This window comes from Azospirillum terrae (assembly GCF_053470425.1).
Genome location: NZ_JBPXMR010000006.1, coordinates 314,532 through 333,160 on the forward strand (window position 1 = coordinate 314,532; position 18,629 = coordinate 333,160).

At 70.1% G+C, this 18,629-nt stretch carries 18 protein-coding genes; 4 read left to right on the forward strand and 14 right to left on the reverse strand.

The window, feature by feature from the left end:
- Position 1: 1 nt before the first annotated feature.
- From ACSVDD_RS18190 to ACSVDD_RS18205, 4 genes are read right to left on the reverse strand one after another with little or no spacing between them, the layout of a single operon-like run.
- Positions 2 to 193 (reverse strand): DUF2783 domain-containing protein, encoded by a 192-nt coding sequence (locus ACSVDD_RS18190; RefSeq protein WP_448190792.1) that lies wholly within the window; start codon positions 191 to 193, stop codon positions 2 to 4.
- Positions 190 to 1,911, reverse strand: a complete 1,722-nt coding sequence (locus ACSVDD_RS18195; RefSeq protein WP_448190793.1) for an FAD-dependent oxidoreductase — start codon at positions 1,909 to 1,911, stop codon at positions 190 to 192. Before ACSVDD_RS18195 ends, ACSVDD_RS18190 begins: the two co-directional genes overlap by 4 nt.
- Before the next feature lie 27 nt (positions 1,912 to 1,938).
- Entirely contained in the window at positions 1,939 to 2,964 is a 1,026-nt protein-coding gene (locus ACSVDD_RS18200; RefSeq protein ID WP_448190794.1) for a fumarylacetoacetate hydrolase family protein, read from the reverse strand.
- A 4-nt stretch (positions 2,965 to 2,968) separates the two neighbouring features.
- Complete coding sequence (locus ACSVDD_RS18205) at positions 2,969 to 4,114, reverse strand: homogentisate 1,2-dioxygenase (RefSeq protein ID WP_448190795.1); 1,146 nt, start codon at positions 4,112 to 4,114, stop codon at positions 2,969 to 2,971.
- A 166-nt stretch (positions 4,115 to 4,280) separates the two neighbouring features.
- Here ACSVDD_RS18205 and maiA point away from each other — a divergent pair, with 166 nt between their 5' ends.
- On the forward strand, positions 4,281 to 4,922 hold the full coding sequence (gene maiA, locus ACSVDD_RS18210; RefSeq protein ID WP_448190796.1) for a maleylacetoacetate isomerase: 642 nt from the start codon (positions 4,281 to 4,283) through the stop codon (positions 4,920 to 4,922).
- 85 nt (positions 4,923 to 5,007) lie between these two features.
- Here the strand turns inward: maiA and ACSVDD_RS18215 are convergent, their stop codons facing one another.
- The 9 genes from ACSVDD_RS18215 to ACSVDD_RS18255 form a co-directional block, all read right to left on the reverse strand.
- The gene (locus ACSVDD_RS18215) at positions 5,008 to 5,256 is read right to left on the reverse strand and encodes a hypothetical protein (RefSeq protein ID WP_448190797.1); all 249 of its coding nucleotides are present in this window, start codon (positions 5,254 to 5,256) and stop codon (positions 5,008 to 5,010) included.
- Positions 5,256 to 7,478: a chemotaxis protein CheA gene (locus ACSVDD_RS18220; RefSeq protein ID WP_448190798.1), complete on the reverse strand. Its 2,223-nt coding sequence runs from the start codon at positions 7,476 to 7,478 to the stop codon at positions 5,256 to 5,258. The genes ACSVDD_RS18215 and ACSVDD_RS18220 overlap by 1 nt, the downstream gene beginning before the upstream one ends.
- On the reverse strand, positions 7,475 to 7,888 hold the full coding sequence (locus ACSVDD_RS18225; RefSeq protein WP_448190799.1) for a response regulator: 414 nt from the start codon (positions 7,886 to 7,888) through the stop codon (positions 7,475 to 7,477). Before ACSVDD_RS18225 ends, ACSVDD_RS18220 begins: the two co-directional genes overlap by 4 nt.
- Positions 7,885 to 8,772 (reverse strand): CheR family methyltransferase, encoded by an 888-nt coding sequence (locus ACSVDD_RS18230; RefSeq protein WP_448190800.1) that lies wholly within the window; start codon positions 8,770 to 8,772, stop codon positions 7,885 to 7,887. The genes ACSVDD_RS18225 and ACSVDD_RS18230 overlap by 4 nt, the downstream gene beginning before the upstream one ends.
- 5 nt (positions 8,773 to 8,777) lie before the next feature.
- Entirely contained in the window at positions 8,778 to 9,386 is a 609-nt protein-coding gene (locus ACSVDD_RS18235) for a HEAT repeat domain-containing protein (RefSeq protein ID WP_448190801.1), read from the reverse strand.
- Entirely contained in the window at positions 9,377 to 10,516 is a 1,140-nt protein-coding gene (gene cheB / locus ACSVDD_RS18240) for a chemotaxis-specific protein-glutamate methyltransferase CheB (protein ID WP_448190802.1), read from the reverse strand. Before cheB ends, ACSVDD_RS18235 begins: the two co-directional genes overlap by 10 nt.
- A gap of 10 nt (positions 10,517 to 10,526) precedes the next feature.
- Positions 10,527 to 12,053, reverse strand: a complete 1,527-nt coding sequence (locus ACSVDD_RS18245; RefSeq protein WP_448190803.1) for a chemotaxis protein CheW — start codon at positions 12,051 to 12,053, stop codon at positions 10,527 to 10,529.
- Positions 12,053 to 13,990: a methyl-accepting chemotaxis protein gene (locus ACSVDD_RS18250; RefSeq protein ID WP_448190804.1), complete on the reverse strand. Its 1,938-nt coding sequence runs from the start codon at positions 13,988 to 13,990 to the stop codon at positions 12,053 to 12,055. Before ACSVDD_RS18250 ends, ACSVDD_RS18245 begins: the two co-directional genes overlap by 1 nt.
- 79 nt (positions 13,991 to 14,069) lie before the next feature.
- Positions 14,070 to 14,498 carry a response regulator transcription factor gene (locus ACSVDD_RS18255; protein WP_448190876.1) on the reverse strand — a complete coding sequence of 143 codons (429 nt, stop codon included), beginning with the start codon at positions 14,496 to 14,498 and terminating at the stop codon, positions 14,070 to 14,072.
- Between the two features lie 221 nt (positions 14,499 to 14,719).
- Here ACSVDD_RS18255 and ACSVDD_RS18260 point away from each other — a divergent pair, with 221 nt between their 5' ends.
- Both ACSVDD_RS18260 and eutC read left to right on the forward strand, forming a co-directional pair.
- Positions 14,720 to 16,108 carry an ethanolamine ammonia-lyase subunit EutB gene (locus ACSVDD_RS18260; RefSeq protein WP_448190805.1) on the forward strand — a complete coding sequence of 463 codons (1,389 nt, stop codon included), beginning with the start codon at positions 14,720 to 14,722 and terminating at the stop codon, positions 16,106 to 16,108.
- Positions 16,105 to 16,839: an ethanolamine ammonia-lyase subunit EutC gene (eutC, locus tag ACSVDD_RS18265; RefSeq protein ID WP_448190806.1), complete on the forward strand. Its 735-nt coding sequence runs from the start codon at positions 16,105 to 16,107 to the stop codon at positions 16,837 to 16,839. The genes ACSVDD_RS18260 and eutC overlap by 4 nt, the downstream gene beginning before the upstream one ends.
- Here eutC and hppD read toward each other — a convergent pair.
- Positions 16,811 to 17,899 (reverse strand): 4-hydroxyphenylpyruvate dioxygenase, encoded by a 1,089-nt coding sequence (hppD, locus tag ACSVDD_RS18270; protein WP_448190807.1) that lies wholly within the window; start codon positions 17,897 to 17,899, stop codon positions 16,811 to 16,813. The two genes, eutC and hppD, sit on opposite strands and share 29 nt — an antisense overlap.
- Positions 17,900 to 18,152: 253 nt before the next feature.
- On the opposite strand from hppD, the gene ACSVDD_RS18275 reads away from it, so the two are divergent.
- Positions 18,153 to 18,626: a 4Fe-4S dicluster domain-containing protein gene (locus ACSVDD_RS18275; protein ID WP_448190808.1), complete on the forward strand. Its 474-nt coding sequence runs from the start codon at positions 18,153 to 18,155 to the stop codon at positions 18,624 to 18,626.
- The last annotated feature ends 3 nt before the right edge of the window (positions 18,627 to 18,629 follow it).

Here is an 18,629-nt window from a genome sequence, read left to right on the forward strand (position 1 = left end):
TTTACGCCAGCATCGCGCCGCCGGGGTCACCGATGCTGCCGCGCGCCTCGGCGATAGCACGGGTCAGCACGGAATCGTCCTTGATGTGCTGGGCGAGCAGCAGGATCAGCCGGCTGTCCACCAGCAGGCTCTGCTGCGCGTCGAGCCCGCGGTGCATCTCGACCAGCGCCTCGTAGAGTTCGTCGTGCGTCATGCGGCGGCTCCTTCCGCGGGGACCGGGGCGGCGGCGGCCTTCTGATCGGCGCCGAGTCCGCTCCCCAGGCCAGTAACGCGGTCGAGCGCCTCCAGCACCCGGCCGAGGTCGAAGCGGTGCCAGCGCGCGGCGAGGTGCTGGTCCGGCCGGATCAGATGCACCGAGCCGGGCCGGGCGCCGAAGCGTTGGCGGGCCAAGCCCTGCATATCCACCACCAGCGGCACGGCCGGCGCGAACGGCGTGCCGGAGGACGCGACGATCAGCTCGCGCAGGCCCGCGGGGTGGCTGCGCAGACGTTCCAGCGCGGCGCGGTCCGGCACGTCGCCGGGGCCATCGGCGAAGACCAACAGGGCGAACTGGTTGCCCAGCTTGTCGAGCAGCCACGCGTCCTTGCCATTGCGCTCCCACACCGGGGCGTCGGGGCAGTTCGCGCCGGGGCCGGCGCCGCCGACCCAGGGATCGGTGTCGGGCGTCTGGAGGCTCAGCCCGCCCAGCACGCACGGCGTGGACAGCCGGCCGGGGTTGACGAAGCGTCTGACATGGTCGTTGTCCCCGGCCAGCGACAGCACCGCGTTGCGCAACGCCTGCGCCCCCGGCCCCTTCGGCGTGATGAAGTCGGTGGCGTGGGTGGAGTGCAGGATGTTTTCGTCGGCGGCGCGGATACGCTCCTCGTCGTAGCTGTCGAGCAGGCTGTCCGGCGCCTTGCCGCGCAGGACGAGGGCCAGCTTCCAGACGAGGTTGTCGGCGTCCTGGACGCCGCCGTTGCCTCCGCGGGCGCCGAAGGGCGAGACCTGATGCGCGCTGTCGCCGACGAACAGCACCCGGCCGTGGCGGAACCGCTCCATCCGGCGGCACTGGAAGGTGTAGACGGACACCCACTCAAGATCGAATTTAGTCTTCTCGCCCAGCATGGCCTTCAGGCGGGGAATGACGCGTTCGGGCTTCTTTTCCTGCTCGGGATCGGCGCCCCAGCCCAGTTGCAGGTCGATGCGGAACACGTCGTCGGCTTGGCGGTGGAGAAGCGCGCTCTGGCCGGGGTGGAAGGGCGGGTCGAACCAGAACCAGCGCTCGGTCGGGAAGTCCGAAATCATGCGCACGTCGGCGATGAGGAAGCGGTCCTCGAACAGTTTGCCCTCGAAGCCGAGGCCGAGCATCTTGCGCGCCGGGCTCTTGGCCCCGTCGCAGGCCAGCACCCAGTCGGCCTCGACGCTGTAGCGTCCATCAGGGGTTTCCACCTCGACCGTCACGCCGCGGGCGTTGGGGGTCAGGCCGACGACGCGGCTGCGCCAGCGCATCTCGACGGATTTGAGCTGGCGGGCGCGCTCGAACAGGTACTCCTCGACGTAATATTGCTGGAGGTTGATGAAGGCCGGGTGCTTGTGGCCGGGCTCGGGCAGCAGGTCGAAGGAATAGATCTCGCGGTCCTGGTGGAAGACCTTGCCGACGCGCCACGTGATGCCCTTGGCGACCATGCGCTCGGCGGCGCCCAGGCGGTCGAAGATCTCCAGCGTGCGCTTGGCCCAGCAGATGGCGCGGCTGCCCGCCGACAGCGTGTCGTCGTCGTCGAGCAGCAGCACGGGGATGCCGTGCTGCCCGCAGTCGATGGCCGCCGCCAGTCCCACCGGCCCGCCACCGATCACCACCACCGGCCGCCGCGGGCCGGGAGCGCGCAGTTCGGGCGGCGGCGCGTAGGGCAGTTTGATCTTGTGCTGGTGCATGGATGGTCCCTTCCCCACCGCTTCTTTTTATCGCGGACTTTGTTGGTAACTCACGACGGACTGGTCGATGGCACCGAAGATGCTTTGGCCGGTCGCGTCCTTCATCTCGATGCGCACGCGGTCGCCGAAACGCAGGAAGGGGGTCGCAGGCTTGCCGTTCAGGATCGTCTCCACCGTCCGCACCTCGGCGAGGCAGGAGTAGCCGACGCCGCCCTGGTCGATGGGCTTGCCCGGCCCGCCGTTCAGCTTGTTGGACACCGTGCCGGAACCGACGATGGTGCCCGCCCCCAAATGCCGGGTCGCCGCGGCGTGGGCGATCAGGCGGGCGAAGTCGAAAGTCATGTCGGTGCCCGCGTCAGGATGCCCGAACGCCTTGCCGTTGATCCAGGACAGCAGCGGCAAATGCACTTTGCCGCCCCGCCACGCCGCGCCCAACTCGTCCGGCGTGACCGCCACGGGGGAGAAGCTCGACGCCGGCTTGGAGTGGAAGAAGCCGAAGCCCTTCGCCAGCTCCGCCGGGATCAGGGCGCGCAGGGACACGTCGTTCACCAGCATGAGGAGTTTGATGTGCGCCCCCGCATCCTCCGGCGTCACCGCCATCGGCACGTCGTCGGTGACCACGGCGATTTCCGCCTCCAGGTCGATGCCGTGGTCTTCCGAGAGCGCCTCGATGAGGTCGCACGGGCCGATGAAGCGGTCGGACCCGCCTTGGTACATCAGCGGATCCGTCCAGAAGCTCGGCGGCATCTCGGCGCCGCGCGCCTTGCGCACCAGTTCCACGTGGTTGACGTAGGCCGAGCCGTCGCACCACTGGTACGCCCGCGGCAGAGGCGCCGCGCACTGCGTCGGATCGAAGGCGATGGCGCCCTCGGCGTGCCCGCCTTCCAGGCGCTCGGCGATGATGCGCAGGGCCGGTTCGGTCTCGGACCAGCGGTCGAGGGCGGATTGCAGGGTCTCGGCGATCTCCGGCACGGCCATGGCGCGGGTCAGGTCGCGGGACACGACGATCAGGGTGCCGTCGCGCCCGCCGGCCTTCAGGGATGCGAGCTTCATGGCCTCACTCCGCCGCCTTGGGTGGGGCGGGCGCCTTCCAGCTGTCCACGTAGCCGGCGAACTCGACGCTCGCCGCCGCCTCGCCGACCTCCAGCGCGTCGCGGGAGTCGAGCATCACCGCGTACTCGTCGGTGGCCGGCTTCTTCGGCGTGAAGGCGTTGGTCAGCGCCTTGGGGTGTGGCCCATGAGTAAAGCCGCAGGGGTGGAAGGTCACCATGCCGGGATGGATGTTGTCGCGCGAGAAGAAGTCGCCGGCGTGGTAGAACAGCACTTCGTCGAAGTCGTCGTTGTTGTGGTAGAACGGCACCTTCAGCGCCCCCGGATCGCTCTCGAACGGGCGCGGGGCGAAGGTGCAGACCACAAAGCGGTCCGCCACCCACGTCGTGTGGGCGCTGGGCGGCAGATGGTAGCGGTGGCTCATCACGGGCCGGATGTCCGCGACATTCAAGCGAACCGCGCTGAGGTCACCCTTCCAGCCCACGGCGTCCAGCGGGTTGAACGGGTAGGTCACGGTGGTCAGCGCGTTGCGGCGCTTGATGCGCACCTGCCACTCGCGTTCGCCCTGCTGCGCCTTGAAGGCATCGTCGAGCTGCGGCACGTCGAGCACCGCCGGATCGAAGATCGCGTGCGGGCCGAGCATCCCCTTGTCCGGCAACCGGTAGGTGGAGTTGGTCGCCTCGATCAGCAGCGCCGTCACCGGCTCCGCGCACTTGATCCGCCACATGGTCGAGCGCGGCAGCACGATGTAGTCGCCGGAGCGGAACGGCAGGTGGCCATAGTCGCAGAACAGGTCGCCGCGCCCGGTGTGGACGAAGATCAGCTCATCGCCATCGGCGTTGCGCGCGAGATGGTCCATGCGCTCGGGCGCCCGCCACAGGCGTATGCGGACGTTCGCGTTGTGCAGGATGGCCCCGGCGTCCCACGGGCTGGGCTGCTCGCCCTCCAGCTTGGTCAGGTCGAAGGCGCGCGGCTTCAGCGGGCCGTCCCAGCGGGTCCAGCCGGTCGGCGGGTGGCGGTGGTACATGTGGGTGGCCGGACCGAAGAAGCCTTCCTTGCCCAGCTCGCGCTCGTACGTGCCGGCGGGCAGGTCGGCGTGCGCCTGACGCGACGCGCTGCCCTCGACGCGCGGGACGTTGATGTAGCTCTTCACGGGTACCCTCCCCTGCCCCATCCCGGTGGGGCTTGACGCTGCATGCATCGTTAGTAGGATTGTTTTAAACAGGACAATTCGCAAGACCTCCATTGCGCTTCTCCGCCCGTGGCGCCACGCTGTTCCCAACCATGTCGTCGCTGCCGTCCCTGATGCGGGGTGCCCCATGAAGCTTTACGGCTATTTCCGTTCGTCCGCCGCGTACCGCGTGCGCATCGCCCTGAATCTCAAGGGCCTTGCCGCCGAGCACATCCCCGTCCATCTGCGCAAGGGCGAGCAGAAGGCGGGACCCTTCGCTGCGCTCAACCCGCAGAAGTTCGTCCCGGCCCTGGAGACCGACGACGGCGCGCTGCTCACCCAGTCGCTGGCGATCATCGAGTATCTGGACGAGGTGCACCCGCACCCCGCCCTGCTGCCGGCGGACCCGCTCGACCGGGCGCGGGTGCGGGCGCTGGCACTGGTGGTCGCCTGCGACATCCACCCGCTGAACAATCTGCGGGTGCTGAAGCACCTGAACCGCGCGCTCGGCCTGGACGAAGAGGCGCGCAACACATGGTCCCGGCACTGGATCGCCGAGGGCTTCACGGCGCTGGAGGCCATGCTGGCGAACGATCCGCGCACCGGGCGCTTCTGCCACGGCGACCAGCCGACGCTGGCCGACGTCCTCCTGGTGCCGCAGGTGGCGAACGCCGAGCGCGTGGACTGCGACCTGACGCCCTACCCGACCATCGTGCGCATTGCCACGGCGGCGCGCGCCCTGCCCGCGTTCGCCGACGCGGCGCCAGAAAAACAGCCGGACGCGGAGTGATCGACCCGTCCGGGGGAGGATGGATGGGGGCAACGGCTTTCCCGAGAAGCCGTCGCCCCCCTCCCCACGTCGTGGATCCCCTCCCTCACCCCACCGGAGGCGGGGGAGAGCCCTTGAACACCCACCGCTTCAGAAACGCATCTTCCGGCGGCGTCTCCACCGGCCGTCTCGCCGTCATCAGCACTTGCAGCACCGCGGTGTGCAGTTCGGTGCAGGGACCGAGATCCAGCCGGGCGTCCGGCGTCGCCAGCAGCCAGTCGCTGAGCGGCAACGCCTCCTCCACGCTGCACGCCCCCTCAAACCGCGCCACCGCGCCGTCGAAGCGGATCGGCATCACAGCAACTCCCTGAGGTTGATGACCGGCAGCAAACGCCCGTCCGCCAGTTCCGCCGTGCCGCTGTAGCCGCGCAACGTGGCAAGCACCCCCGACAGCGGCTTCAGCACCGCGTCCAGCCGCTCGCGGATGCCGTCCACCACGAGGCCGACCGGCTCGCGGTCCAGGCGCAGCACCAGCACGGTCGCCACCGCGTCCCCGCCCTCGCCGTCCGGCAAGGCCAGCAGCCGGCGCAGGCGGAACACCGGGATCAGCTGGCCGCGCAGCACGATGCTCTCCGCGTGCTTGACCTGGCGGATGTCCGGTGCCGGCACCTTGGCGACCTCGGCCACCATGGATGTCGGGATGCCGAACAGGCCGTCGGCGGCCTCCACCACCATGACCGGGGTAATGACCATGGTCAGCGGCAGGATCAGCCGCACCCGCGAGCCGCGGCCGAGGTCCGACGCGATCTCGATCCGCCCGCCGGCCAGTTCCACCGCGGTGCGCACCGCGTCCATGCCGACGCCGCGGCCGGAGATTTCGGACACCGCCTTCGCGGTGCTGACGCCCGGCAGGAAGATCAGCGGCAGCGCCTCGGCATCCGACAGCGCCTCCGCCCGCGCGACGTCCAGCACGCCGTTCTCCACCGCCTTGCGGCGCAGCGCAGCGGCGTCGATGCCGCCGCCGTCGTCGGAGATCTCGACGACGATGCGGTCCTTGTCCTGGCGGGCATCGATGCGGATGGTGCCGGCCTCCGGCTTGCCGGCCGCGGTGCGCCGCTCGGGCGGCTCGATGCCGTGATCCACAGCGTTGCGCACGAGGTGAATCAGCGGCTCGCCCAACACGTCGAGCACGTCCTTGTCGGCTTCGGTGCGCTCGCCGCTGACTTGGAGTTCGATCCGCTTGCCAAGCCGCTGGCCGAGGTCGCGCACCAAGCGCGGCAGCGGTTGCAGCACGGTCGCCAGCGGCAGCATGCGCAGCCGCAGTACGGCGTCCTGCAATTCGGCCGACAGGCCGTCGATGGTGTCGGCGACCTCGCGCAGCGTGCGGGCCAGCCCGCGACCGCTCTCCGCCTGGCGGACCAGCGGCGGCAGACGGTTCTTCGCCACCGCCAGCTCGCCCACCAGCGCCAGCAGCCGGTCCACCCGCTCCGGTTCAACGCGCAGCGCGCGGCGGGCGGCGCGCGGTTCGGCCAGCTTGGCCTCCACCGCCTCGGCCGCCACGGCGGCCAGCAGCGTGGCAAGGTGGTTGGCCAGCGGCCCCGGCCGCCCCACCGCCTGCGCCGACGCCGCGGCGGCCTGCACCGCCGCCACTTCGCCCTCGCGCCCCAGCGCCGTCAGCACGTTCCCCGCCGTGCGCGCCACCGAGGCGAGGCGCCCGTCCAGCTCGGCCGGCGTGGCCTCCAGCGCCAGAATGCGGCGCTGTTCGCCGAGGATCGCCTCGGCCATCGTCGCGGCGCTGTGAACGGGAGCCACGGCCGGGGCCGACGTCGGCGGCGCGCCAGCCAAATCGGCCGGCACCGGGGCGATGCGGACCTGATCGGGCGCGGTGCGGAACACCGGCGCCACGTCGCCGACCGGAGCGGCGCTGACCGCGCGGAAGCGCAGCAGACAGCGGTAGGGGTCGAGCGCCGCCAACTCCGGCAGCGGCGCTACCGACTCGACGCGCAGCAGCACGAGGCGCGGGATGCGCCGGCACAGCGCCAGCGGGTCGTCGCCGTTGAAGAAGCACTCGGGGTCCGGGTCGTAGGCGACGGCGGTCAGCGCCGGGCCGGCGGTGCGCAGCGCCTCGCGCTCCTCGTGGGACAGATCCTTCAGCCATGCGAAGGCGTCGGGCAGGACCGCCGCGTCCGGCCCGGCTTCGGGCGCGGCGCGCAGGCTTTCCTCCAGCCGGCGGGCCTGCTCGCCTGCGTCGGCGGGCAGGTCGCGGTGCGCCTCGATGTGGTCCACCCAGCGCGCGCTCTGGTCGGCCGCAGCGAACAGCCGGTCGATGAGGTCCGGCGTCACCGCCACGTCACCGGAGCGCACCGCCGCCAGCAGATCCTCCGCCGCGTGCACGAGGTGGGTGAAGGCCGGCCAGTCGAACAGCGCGGTGGCGCCCTTCATCGTGTGGAAGGCGCGGAACAGCTCGTTGATCGTCGCCTTATCGTCGAGGTTGCGCTCCAGCCGCAGCAACCCGGCGCCGACCGTGTCCAGCAGCTCGCGCGATTCGATGAGGAACTGGTCGAACAGCTCGCTCATGACGCCGTCTCCGCCACCGGCCGTCCTGTCATCAGCCGCGCTGCCAGGGTCAGCGCGGCGGGGCGGGCCGGCTTCACCAGATACCAGTTGGCGCCGGCCGTCAGCGCCTTCAGGCGGTCGGCCTCCTTCGCCTCGGTGCTGACCATCAGCGCCGGGATGGCGCGCAGGCTCTCCTCGCGGCGCACGGCGCGCAGCATGGTGTAGCCATCCATCTTCGGCATGTTGACATCGACCACCAGCAGGTCCGGCGGGTTGCTCAGCGCGCGTTCCAGCCCCTCGATGCCGTTGACCGCTTCCTCGACCGCAAAGCCGTCGGCCTCCAGCACCTGGCGGGTATAGGCGCGCATGGTCACCGCGTCGTCCACCACCAGGACCCGGCGGGTCGCCTCGCTCTTGCTGCCCTCGCTCATTGGTCTTCTCCGCCGGGCTTTTGGCCCGGCTTTTGGTAGATGATCGCCTCCGGGAACCGGCGCGGCACGTACAGCGACGACATGCGGCTCATGCTCTCCGAGTGGCCGAGGAAGACGAACCCGCCCGGAGCAAGCGCGTCGTAAAACCCCGCCGCGACCTCCCGCCGCCCGAGATCGTCGAAGTATATCAGCATGTTCCGGCAGAAGATGACATCCAGATCATGGAACCGGCGCACCTGATCGGGGTCCATCAGGTTGATGTGCGAGAAGTCGATGGAGTAGCGCAGATCCTCGATGATCCGCCAGCGGCCGGGCGCCGCCAACGTGAAGTACTTGGAGACGAGGTCCGGCGGCAGGAATTGCAGCGAGCGCTCATCGTAGATGCCCTCGCGGGCGCGGGCCAGCGCGCGGCTGTCGATGTCGGAGGCGTGCAGCTCGATCTCGAAATCGTCCACCCGCTTCCAGAACTCCAGCAGCATGATGGCCAGCGAGTACGGCTCCTCGCCGGTCGAGCAGCCGGCCGACCAGACGCGGATACGGTCGCCCGGCTTGCGGGTGCGCACCACCTCGTCCAACACCGAGTTCACCAAGCAGTCGAACTGGTATTTCTCGCGGAAGAAGTAGGTCTCGTTGACCGTCATCAGGTTGACGAGAAGCTGCAATTCCTCGCCCGACGCCTGGAAGCGCAGCAGGTCCAGATAGTCGCGGAAGCCCCGCGCGCCAACCGCCGCGATGCGCTCCATCACGCGGCGCTCGACGTAATAGCGTTTGTTCTCACCGAACGACAGGCCGGTGCGCTCGCGCAGGAACTCGCAAAACGCCCCGTACTCTTCCGGCGAGGCGCCGGAGAGCTGTTTCGCATCCTTGACGTCGCGCGGGGTCAAACGCGTCAGCCCTGGGCGAAGCGGCGGTGCGCCGCCTCGACCGAGAAGGCGACGACGGGGTCGTCCGGGAAGCGCTCCTTCAACCGGTCGAGCGCCGGCAGCGCGTCCGGCCGCCCGGCCTCCACCACCCCCTCCACTGCGGCGAGGCAGACGTTGACGTGCGGCTCGCGCTCCAGCACCGCGGTCAGGCGGGCGATGCGCTCGGGGTGTGGCAGCTTGGCGACGAGTTGCACCGTGAAGATGCGCACGTCCGAATCCTCGTGCGCCAGCAGCGCGTCCATGTGCGGCATGACGAGGTCGGCCGGCATCTGCTGCACCGTCTCGATGACGGCGTTGCGCAGGCCGGCGTCCTCGCTCTCCAGGAAGGGCAACAGGCCGGACACCGCCTCCGGGGCACCGCCGCGCACCAGCGCCGTGAGGATCGCTTCGCGCACGCTCAAATCATCCTCGTGCGCCAGCCGGGCACAGAGCATCGCCGCGGCGCTTGGCCGCGACGACAGCTGGTGCGCCGCCCGCCGCCGGTCGGCCGGGTCGGCGCTGTCGATCAGCACCAGCGGATCGCCGGACGACGGCGCGTCCGCGGCCGGGTCCTTCTTGGCCTTAATCAGTCCCATGCATCGCTCCCTATCGGCTTTTGCCGATTCCTTCTGTTTCCTTCATCCCGCCCCGCCGGGCGGACCCAGCGGATGAGTTGCGTTGCGATCTGTTCGGCCGGCAGCACGGCGTCGGCACCCTGGCGGCGGATCAGCTCGGCGGGCATGCCGAAGACCACGGCGCTCGCCTCCGATTCCGCGATGGTGCGACCGCCGCGCCCGTGCATCTCGGCCATGGCGGCTGCGCCGTCCACGCCCATGCCGGTCAGCAGCACGCCGACCAGCCGGCCGGCCTCCACGTGCTGCGACGCGCTTTCCACCAGCCGATCCACGTTCGGGTGCCAGGGGCGCGCCTCGTCCGGCGGCACCGGCATAACCATCAGTGCGCCGCCGCGCCGGCTCAGCACCACGTCGGCGCCGCCGCGGGCGATGTAGACGGTGCCGGGCTCCAGCGCCATGGCCTGCGCCGCCTCGACGACGGTCAACGGGCAGATGTCGTTCAGCCGGTGCGCCAGCGTGGCGGTGAAGGTCGGCGGCATGTGCTGCGCCACCACCACCGGCCAGGGGAATCCCTGCGGCAGGTTCGGCAGGATCTCTTCCAGCGTGCTTGGGCCGCCGGTCGAGACGCCGATCAGCACCACGCCGGGGCCGGATGCGTCGGACGCCGCGGCCCCCGGCGCCTCCAGCGGTTCGGGCAGCACCGCGTCGCCGATGATGCTGGCGCGTGTGCGCTCCAGGCGTTTGCGCAGGCCGTGTGCGCGGCGCAGCTTGGCGCCCGCCGCCCCGCGGACGATGCGCACCAGTTCGTCGGACATGCGGCGCAGGCCGACACCGCCGACGCCCACCTTGTGCACGACATCCACGGCGCCCAGGCGCAGCGCCTCCATGCTGGCCTCGGCCCCGGCCTCGGTCAGCGCCGAGATCATCACCACCGGCCGCGGGTTCTCGGCCATGATGCGCTTGAGGCAGGCGATCCCGTCCATCTCCGGCATGGTGATGTCCAGCGTCACCACGTCGGGCTGGAAGGATGCCAGCAACTCCAGCGCCTCGGCACCGTTGCGCGCCGTTTCCACGGCGAGCCCGGCGCCCGTCAGGATGTCGGAGAGCTGGCGGCGCATCAGCGCCGAATCGTCCACAACGAGCACTTTCATGGAGGACGCCTCAGGCGGCTTCGAGCAGTGCCGCGAGCTGCTCCATATCGAACAGGGCTTCGACCTCCAGCAGCAGCACCATGCGCTTGTCGAGGTGGGCGACACGGCCGATGAGCTGGCGCTGCGCCTCCGACACGGTGGGCGCCGGCTCGATGGAGGATGGGGGGATGCGCAGAACGCCACTGGTAGCGTCGACGACCAGACCGGCGCGGAACTCGCGCACGGCCAGCACGACGACACGCTGACGGTCGTCGCGCGCGACCGCGCCCAAACGCAGGATGCGGCGCAGATCCACCACCGGCAGCGCGCTGCCGCGCAGGTTCACCAGCCCGACGACGAACTCCGGCGCCTTGGGGAGCGGCGACAGCTTTTCCGGCCGTCGCTGGATCTCCTGAACGGTGGAGACCGGCAGGCCGTACTCCGCCTCGCCCAGGCGGAAGACGACGAACAGCTCGTCGGCGCCGCCCGCGGTCTGCTCCGCGCCCTGCCCGGCCATGGAAGCCTCCCCGTTGTGATGGCCGGGCGCCGCCGCCGCCTCGGCCGCGTGCGCCAGCATGCGCCCGGCCGACAGCACCGACACCAGCCGCTTGCCCTCGTCCAGGCGGACGATGGACTGGATGTCCTCGAACTCGGCCTCGCGCGCCAGGATGGCGGGAACCGGGGCGACCAGCGCCGGATCGACGCGCAGGATCTCGCGCACGCCGTCCACCGCCAACCCGACCTGCGCACCGTCGCCCAGGCGCACGACCACCACCCGGCCGCCGTCCACGGGATCGCCGCCGAGGCCGAACAGTTCGCGCAGACCGACCAGCGGCAGCAGTCCGTCGGCCACCGCCATGACGCCCAGCAGGTGGGCGCGCGCCTTAGGCATGCGCGATACGCGGTCGGGCAAGGGCACGATGCGCTCGACGTTGGCGATGGGCAGCGCGAACTCCTGTCCGGCGACGGCGAACGACACCAGCCCCACGGTGGGCGCCTGCGCCGCAACCGCCACGGCGGCCGTCGCGTCAGGCCCTGCCGCCGGTCCCTCGGCGGGTTTCACCAGCTCGGCGAACTGCCGCTCGATCAGCGGCCCGGCGTCAAGGATGGCGGCGGCATCGCCCTTGGGGTCGCGGATCACGCCGGCTATCAGCGCCGCATCCACCCCGGTCCCATCGGCGTCGCGGTCGATGCGCCCGCCCTCGACGGTGAGAATGCCCTCGACGCGGTCCACGGCCAGGCCGACCGGCTGGCCGCGATGGTTGACCACCACCACGCGGGCGGCGGCGTCCGGCGCGATTGCCGGAAGGCCCAGGATGCTGCGCAGCGCGATCACCGGCAGGACCGCGCCGTGCCGCCGGGCCAAGCCCTCCAGGCTCGGCGGGCTCAGGGGGATGCGGACGATGTCGGGGCGACGGACGATCTCCATCACATCGACCAGCGGCAACGCCAGCGCCGCCTCGCCGACGCGCAGCGTGACGAAGCGGGTTGCGGCCCCACCGTCCGCGCCGTCCACCGGGGCAGCCCCTGCCTTCCTGCGCGGAGCGCGGGGCGCCATCACGCAGCGCCCTGCAACTCGTCGGCCATCATGGCGATCTCCTCGATGGCGGCGGCCAGTTCCTCAGCGCCCTTGGCCTGCTCGCGCGCGGCCTTGGCAGCTTCGCCGGCGGCCATGTTGGCCTCGGAGGCGCCGGTGGCGATCTGCTCGACGCCGCGCTGCGTCTCCTGCACGGCACCCATCATCTCCTCGGCGCTGGACAGGATCTCGCGGCTGCCTTCGACGATGACGCCCAGCTCGTCGGTCGCGGTGACGAGGTTGGCGGCGAATTCCTTGTGGCGGGCGGCCTCGGCCAGGGAGGCGGCGGCGATCTCTTCGACGTCGCGGCGCACGCGCGCCACTTGGTCCTGGATGCCCCGGACCAGATCCTTCACCCTGTCGGCGTTGTCGGAGGCGTCCTGCGCCAGGTTGCGGATATCCGAAGCCACGACGTTAAAGCCGCGCCCGAACTCCCCGGCGCGCGCCGCCTCGACCGAGCCGGTGACCGCCAGCATGCTGGTCTGGATGCCGATGACGGTGATGGCGTCGACGATCTTGTCGATGCGCCGCGCCGCCAGTTCCAGATCGCCGATCTGCGCGGCGCTCTCGCGGCCGGCCTCAACGGTCTGGGTGACGCCGGCCGCCAGCTTGGTCACCGACTCCCGCATCTCACCCATCAGTGCGGCCATGGAGCGGCTGCGCTCCAGCGCGTCGGTGGCGCGGCTGACGCCCAGCTTGGCGCCCGCCTCGATCTCGGCGATGGCGGAGGAGGACTGCTGCGTCGCCGCCGACTGCGACTCCGCAGCGCGGGAGATCTGGGAGATGGCAATGGTGATCTGCGCGGCGGCGCGGTTGATCTCCTCGATGGCGGCGGACAGTTCCTCGGCGGCGGACGCCACCTCCTCGGCGCTGCGGCGCACGTCGGTGCTGCCGGTCAGCTCGTCGGCGATCTCCGACAGCTGGGACGCGGCGGTCTCGCTTTGGTTCAGCGCCTCGGCCTGCTGGCCGACGGTCTTCAGCGCCTCGTCGGCGGCGGCCGACTGTTCCTCGGCGGCGGCGGCGATGGTCTCGGCGCCGCGTTGCGCCTCGCGGACGGCCTGTTCGGCCTCGATGGCGGCCTTGACGGTTTCCTGGCTGCCGCGCAACACCGCGGCCATGTCCGTGCGCACGCGCTCAAGCTGCCCGGCCACCTGCCGGCCGCGCTCCACCTCGGCCTTGGCGGCGTTGGCGGAACCGACGATCCCCTCGGCGATGGAGCCCACCGCCTGCTGGATCTGCGCCACCAGCGACTGGATGTCGCGCGTGCAGCGCTCCGAGCGCTCGGCCAGCGCCTGCACCTCGTCGGCAACCACCGCGAAGCCCCGGCCGGCGTCGCCGGCCCGCGCCGCCTCGATGGCGGCGTTCAGCGCCAGAAGGTTGGTCTGGTCGGCGATGCGCGCCACGCCCTGGACGATGTCGCCGATCTCCAGGGCCTGACGCTCCAGCTGCCCGACCAGAACCACGGCGCCTTCCTGCCGCTCCCCGGCGCGGACGATGGCGTTCAGCGAGGCGAGGATGCGCGTGCTGAGGCCACCGATCAGCGTGTCCAAAGCCTCGATCTTGACGATGGAGGTCTCGGCGTTGGCGCGGGCGCGGGTGACCTGCTCGGCCGAACGGTTGATGGCGCGCTGCGACTGCTGGGTGGCGGAGGCCGCCTCCTCGGCACTGGCCGAGACCTGCCCCATGGACTTGCGCAGCTGCTCCGCCGCCGCCGCCGCCTGGGCGACGCCGCCGGCCAGCTGGGCGGACGCCGCGGCGATGCCTTCGGCCGCCTTGCGCCGCCGGGAGGTGGCGCGCACGCGGCGCTTCTGCGCCTCGCCCGCGGCGTCGGCGGCAACGTCCTCGATGACCGGGGGCGCCTTGACCGCTGCGGGAACGGCGCCGGGCTTGGCGATCTGCGTCTTCTTCACAAGAGCCATGGAACGATGGTCCTCAGTGTCCGGCGTTCGGCCGGTAATCTTGTTGCCAGGGATCTTGTGCGGGCGGGGGCGCCGCGCGTCAGGACGGTGCGCTGGGCCGGCGCGGCAGCAGCGTGGAGGCGAGAAACCGCGCCACCTGCTCCTCGTCCACCGGCTTCGGCAGGAAGGCGGCGTGCAACTCGCGGATGCCGACGACCACCGAATCCTGGGCGTTCGCGGTGACCATGGCGATGTGAACGTCGGGCAGGCGGCGGCGCAACTCTGCGGCGACGTCCAGGCCGTTCATGCCCGGCATGTTGTAGTCTATTATGGCGATCTGGATAGAACTTTCGGCCAGTTCCTTGAAAAGCTCATCGCCACTTCCCGCCTCCCTGACCGTCCAATCGGGACGATGGCGCAGAACAATTCCACGCAAATGCATACGGGACAGCTTGCTGTCATCGACTATTATTACCGTTCTGCTCACAGGAGCACTCCAATGGACCCACGTGACGGAGGATTGCCTCACGGAAGAACTATAGCCCGCAAGAAAGTCGGGAAACCAGTATTCCGCAACCAAGCGGCGCAACTCTCAACGATATGGGGGCGCCGACGCGGTTCCGCCACCGGATTGTAACCTGCACCGATGGGCATGCGCCCCCGGTGCGCGGCGCCTTCCGCCCGACTCGGGCGGCTTTGCCGAGGCCGCCGGGTTGCGTTAGGCTGGTGGCCGCAGGACGGAGAGACCGCATGCTCGCCACCACGCTCGGCCACACCCGCCACAGCTTCGCCGACCTCAAGGCGGTGCTGGCCGCCGCCAGCCCGCACCGTTCGGGCGACGCGCTGGCCGGACTGGCGGCGGAAAGCGACGAGCGGCGCGTCGCCGGCCGCCGGGTGCTCGCCGACCTGCCGCTGACGGCGATTCTGGAGGAGCCGGCCGTTCCCTATGAGAAGGATGCGGTGACGCGCCTGATCCTTGATAGCTACGACGCGGCGGCCTTTGCCCCGGTGGCGTCGATGACGGTCGGGCAGTTCCGCGACTGGCTGCTGTCGGACGCCGCGGATGGGGCGGCGCTGGCCGATCTGGCGCCGGGGCTGACGCCGGAGATGGCGGCGGCGGTCTGCAAGCTCATGCGCAACCAGGATCTGATCGCGGTGGCGCGCAAGATCCGCGTGGTGACGGCGTTCCGCAACAGTCTGGGCCTGCCCGGCCGGCTGTCGGTGCGCGTCCAGCCCAACCACCCTACCGACGACCCGCAGGGCGTGGCCGCCGCCATCCTCGACGGGCTGCTGATGGGCTGCGGCGACGCGGTGATAGGCATCAACCCCGCGACCGACAGCATCCCCGGCTGCATGGCGCTGCTGGAACTGGTGGACGGCATCCGCCAGCGCTACGCCATCCCGACGCAGAGCTGCGTGCTGACGCACGTCACCAACACCATATCCGCCATCGAGCGCGGCGCGCCGGTGGACCTCGTCTTCCAGTCCATCGCCGGGACCGAGGCGGCCAACCATGCTTTCGGCATCGACCTCGCCATCCTGAAGGAGGGCCGCGAGGCGGCGCTGTCGCTGAAGCGCGGCACGGTGGGCGACAACGTCATGTATTTCGAGACCGGCCAGGGCTCGGCGCTGTCCGCGGACGCGCACCATGGGGTGGACCAGCAGACGCTGGAGGCGCGGGCCTACGCGGTGGCGCGGGCGTTCCAGCCACTGCTGGTCAACAGCGTGGTCGGCTTCATCGGGCCGGAATACCTGTACGACGGCAAGCAGATCGCCCGCGCCGGACTGGAAGACCACTTCTGCGGCAAGCTGCTCGGCCTGCCGATGGGGGTGGACGTCTGCTACACCAACCACGCCGAGGCCGACCAGGACGACATGGACAGCCTGCTCACGCTGCTGGGCGTGGCCGGGGTCAACTTCATCATGGGCGTGCCGGGGGCGGACGACGTGATGCTGAACTATCAGAGCACGTCGTACCACGACGCGCTGTACCTGCGCTCGGCGTTGGGTCTGCGCCCGGCACCGGAGTTCGAAGCCTGGCTGGACGGCATGGGGATGCTGAGCGAAGACGGCCGCATCAAGGACTTGCCGCCGGCCAGCCCGGCGCTGCTTCGCCTCCTCGGCGGAGAAGCGGCATGAGCGATCCCTGGACAGCGCTGCGGCGGACGACGCGGGCGCGCATCGGGCTGGGGCGCTGCGGCGACGGGTTGCCGACGGCCGCGCTGCTGGATTTCCAGCTGGCGCACGCGAGGGCAAGGGACGCCGTGCACACGCCCTTCGATGCCGCGGGAATGGCTGCGGCTCTGGATGGCATGGAGGTGGTGACGGTGCGCAGTCAGGCCACGGACCGCGCCACCTACCTGCAACGCCCCGACCTCGGGCGACGGCTCGACCCGACGACGGTTTTGGTTCCGGGGGAGTACGACGCGGTGTTCGTCATCGCCGACGGGCTGTCGGCCACGGGGGTGCACGCGCACGCCGTGCCGACGCTGAAGGCCGTGCTGGCCCGGCTGTCCGGCTGGCGGATCGCCCCGGTGGTGCTGGCCGGGCAGGCGCGCGTGGCGCTCGGCGACGATGTCGGCGCGCGGTTGGGTGCGGCGATGGTGGCCATGCTCATCGGCGAACGGCCAGGGTTGAGTGCGGCCGACAGCCTCGGCGTCTATCTGACCTGGGACCCGAAGCCGGGCCGCACGGATGCCGAGCGCAACTGCCTCTCCAACATCCACCCGCCGGACGGACTGGGCTATGAAGCCGCGGCAGACCGGCTGGCGTGGCTGATGACGGAGGCGCGAGCCCGGAAGCTGACGGGGGTCGGGCTGAAGGACGAGGGGCTGAAGTACGTCACACCTCCTTCAGCACCCCCCGCGTGATCTGGTCGCGTTCGATGCTCTCGAACAGGGCGCGGAAGTTGCCTTCGCCGAAGCCCTCGTCGCCCTTACGCTGGATGACCTCGAAGAAGATCGGGCCGATCACCGTCTTGGTGAAGATCTGCAACAGCAGGCCCCCACCCGGCGAACCATCGATCAGCAACCCGTCCGCCTTCAGCCGCGCAACGTCCTCGCCATGGCCGGGCAGGCGTTCGGCCAGCATCTCGTAATAGGTGTCGGGCGGCGGCGGCATGAATTCATTGGCCTGCGCGCGCATCTTCTCCACCGTGGCGTAGGCGTCGCCGGTGCTGAGCGCCACATGCTGGATGCCCTCGCCGTTGTAGGCGTCCAGGTACTCCTCGATCTGGTCCTTGCCGCCGTGGCCGGCGGATTCGTTGATCGGGATGCGGATCTTGCCGCACGGGCTGGTCATCGCCTTCGACTTGAGACCGGACAGCTTGCCTTCGATGTCGAAGTAGCGGATCTCCCGGAAATTGAAGAGCTTGGTGTAGAAATCGGCCCACTCGTCCATGCGGCCCTTGTGAACGTTGTGCGTCAGGTGGTCGATGGAGAGCAGCCCGACGCCCGGCGGTTCCAGCGGCTCATCCTCGGCGAACTCGAAGTCCACGTCGTAGATGCTGCGGTCGCCGTAACGGTCCACCAAATAGATCAGGCTGCCGCCAATGCCCTGGATGACGGGAATGTTCAGTTCCATCGGACCGGCGGTGCTCGGCCCCGGCCGGGCGCCCAGCGACAAGGCGCGCTTGTAGGCGTGCGCCGCATCGGCCACCCGGAAGGCGATGGCGCAGACGCTGGGGCCGTGCACTTTCGCAAACGCCTGCGCGAAGCTGTCCGGCTCGGCGTTGACGATGAAGTTGATGCCGTTCTGCCGCCACAGCGTGACATTCTTCGAACGGTGCCGCGCCACCGGGCGGAAGCCCATCCTCTCGAACAGGCCGGTGAACTGGCCGGGGTCGGGGGCGGTGTACTCGATGAACTCGAACCCGTCGGTGCCCATCGGGTTGATGTCGGAGATCATCTCCGCCATCCGTCGCGTGCTCATGCGTGTCTCTCCCTGGGATGCCCTATCGATTATCTGGGGCGCGGCCGGCCGCGCGGCAAACAGGGGACCGTCCATTGGTCGATAGTATGAGCCCTCCATGCCCCTGTACGCCTTGCGGCGCTTTGGTTGCGCGTATAGGCTTTCCGCCACAAACATCGATAAAGGGCAGCCGTCCGGCCAGCCCGTGACAAGGCGCGCCGGAAAAGAGACTGCCCACTAGGGTTACTGGTCTCACCGTCCGAGGAGTGCGCCGATGCAGCGTTCGCTGAACATCGACCCCGGTAAATGCACCGGGTGTCGGCAATGCGAGATGGCCTGTTCTTATGAGAACGAAGGCGTCTTCAACCCCTCCAAGTCGCGCATCCGCGTCTTTACCTTCGACGCCGAAGCGCGCTTCGTCCCCTACACCTGCACGCAGTGCGCCGAGGCGTGGTGCATGCAGTCCTGCCCGGTGGACGCCATCAAGGTCAACTTGGCTACCGGCGCCAAAGAGGTCCACAACGAGCTGTGCGTGGGCTGCAAGGTCTGCACGATCTCCTGCCCCTTCGGCACCATCAATTACAACGCCACTTCCGGCAAGGTGATGAAGTGCGACCTGTGCGGGGGTGATCCCGCCTGCGCCAAGGCCTGCCCGACGCAGGCCATCACCTTCGTGGACGCGGAATGGACCGGGCTCGACAAGATGCGCGCCTGGGCCTCCAAGACCACGTCCGCCACGGCGAATTGAGGG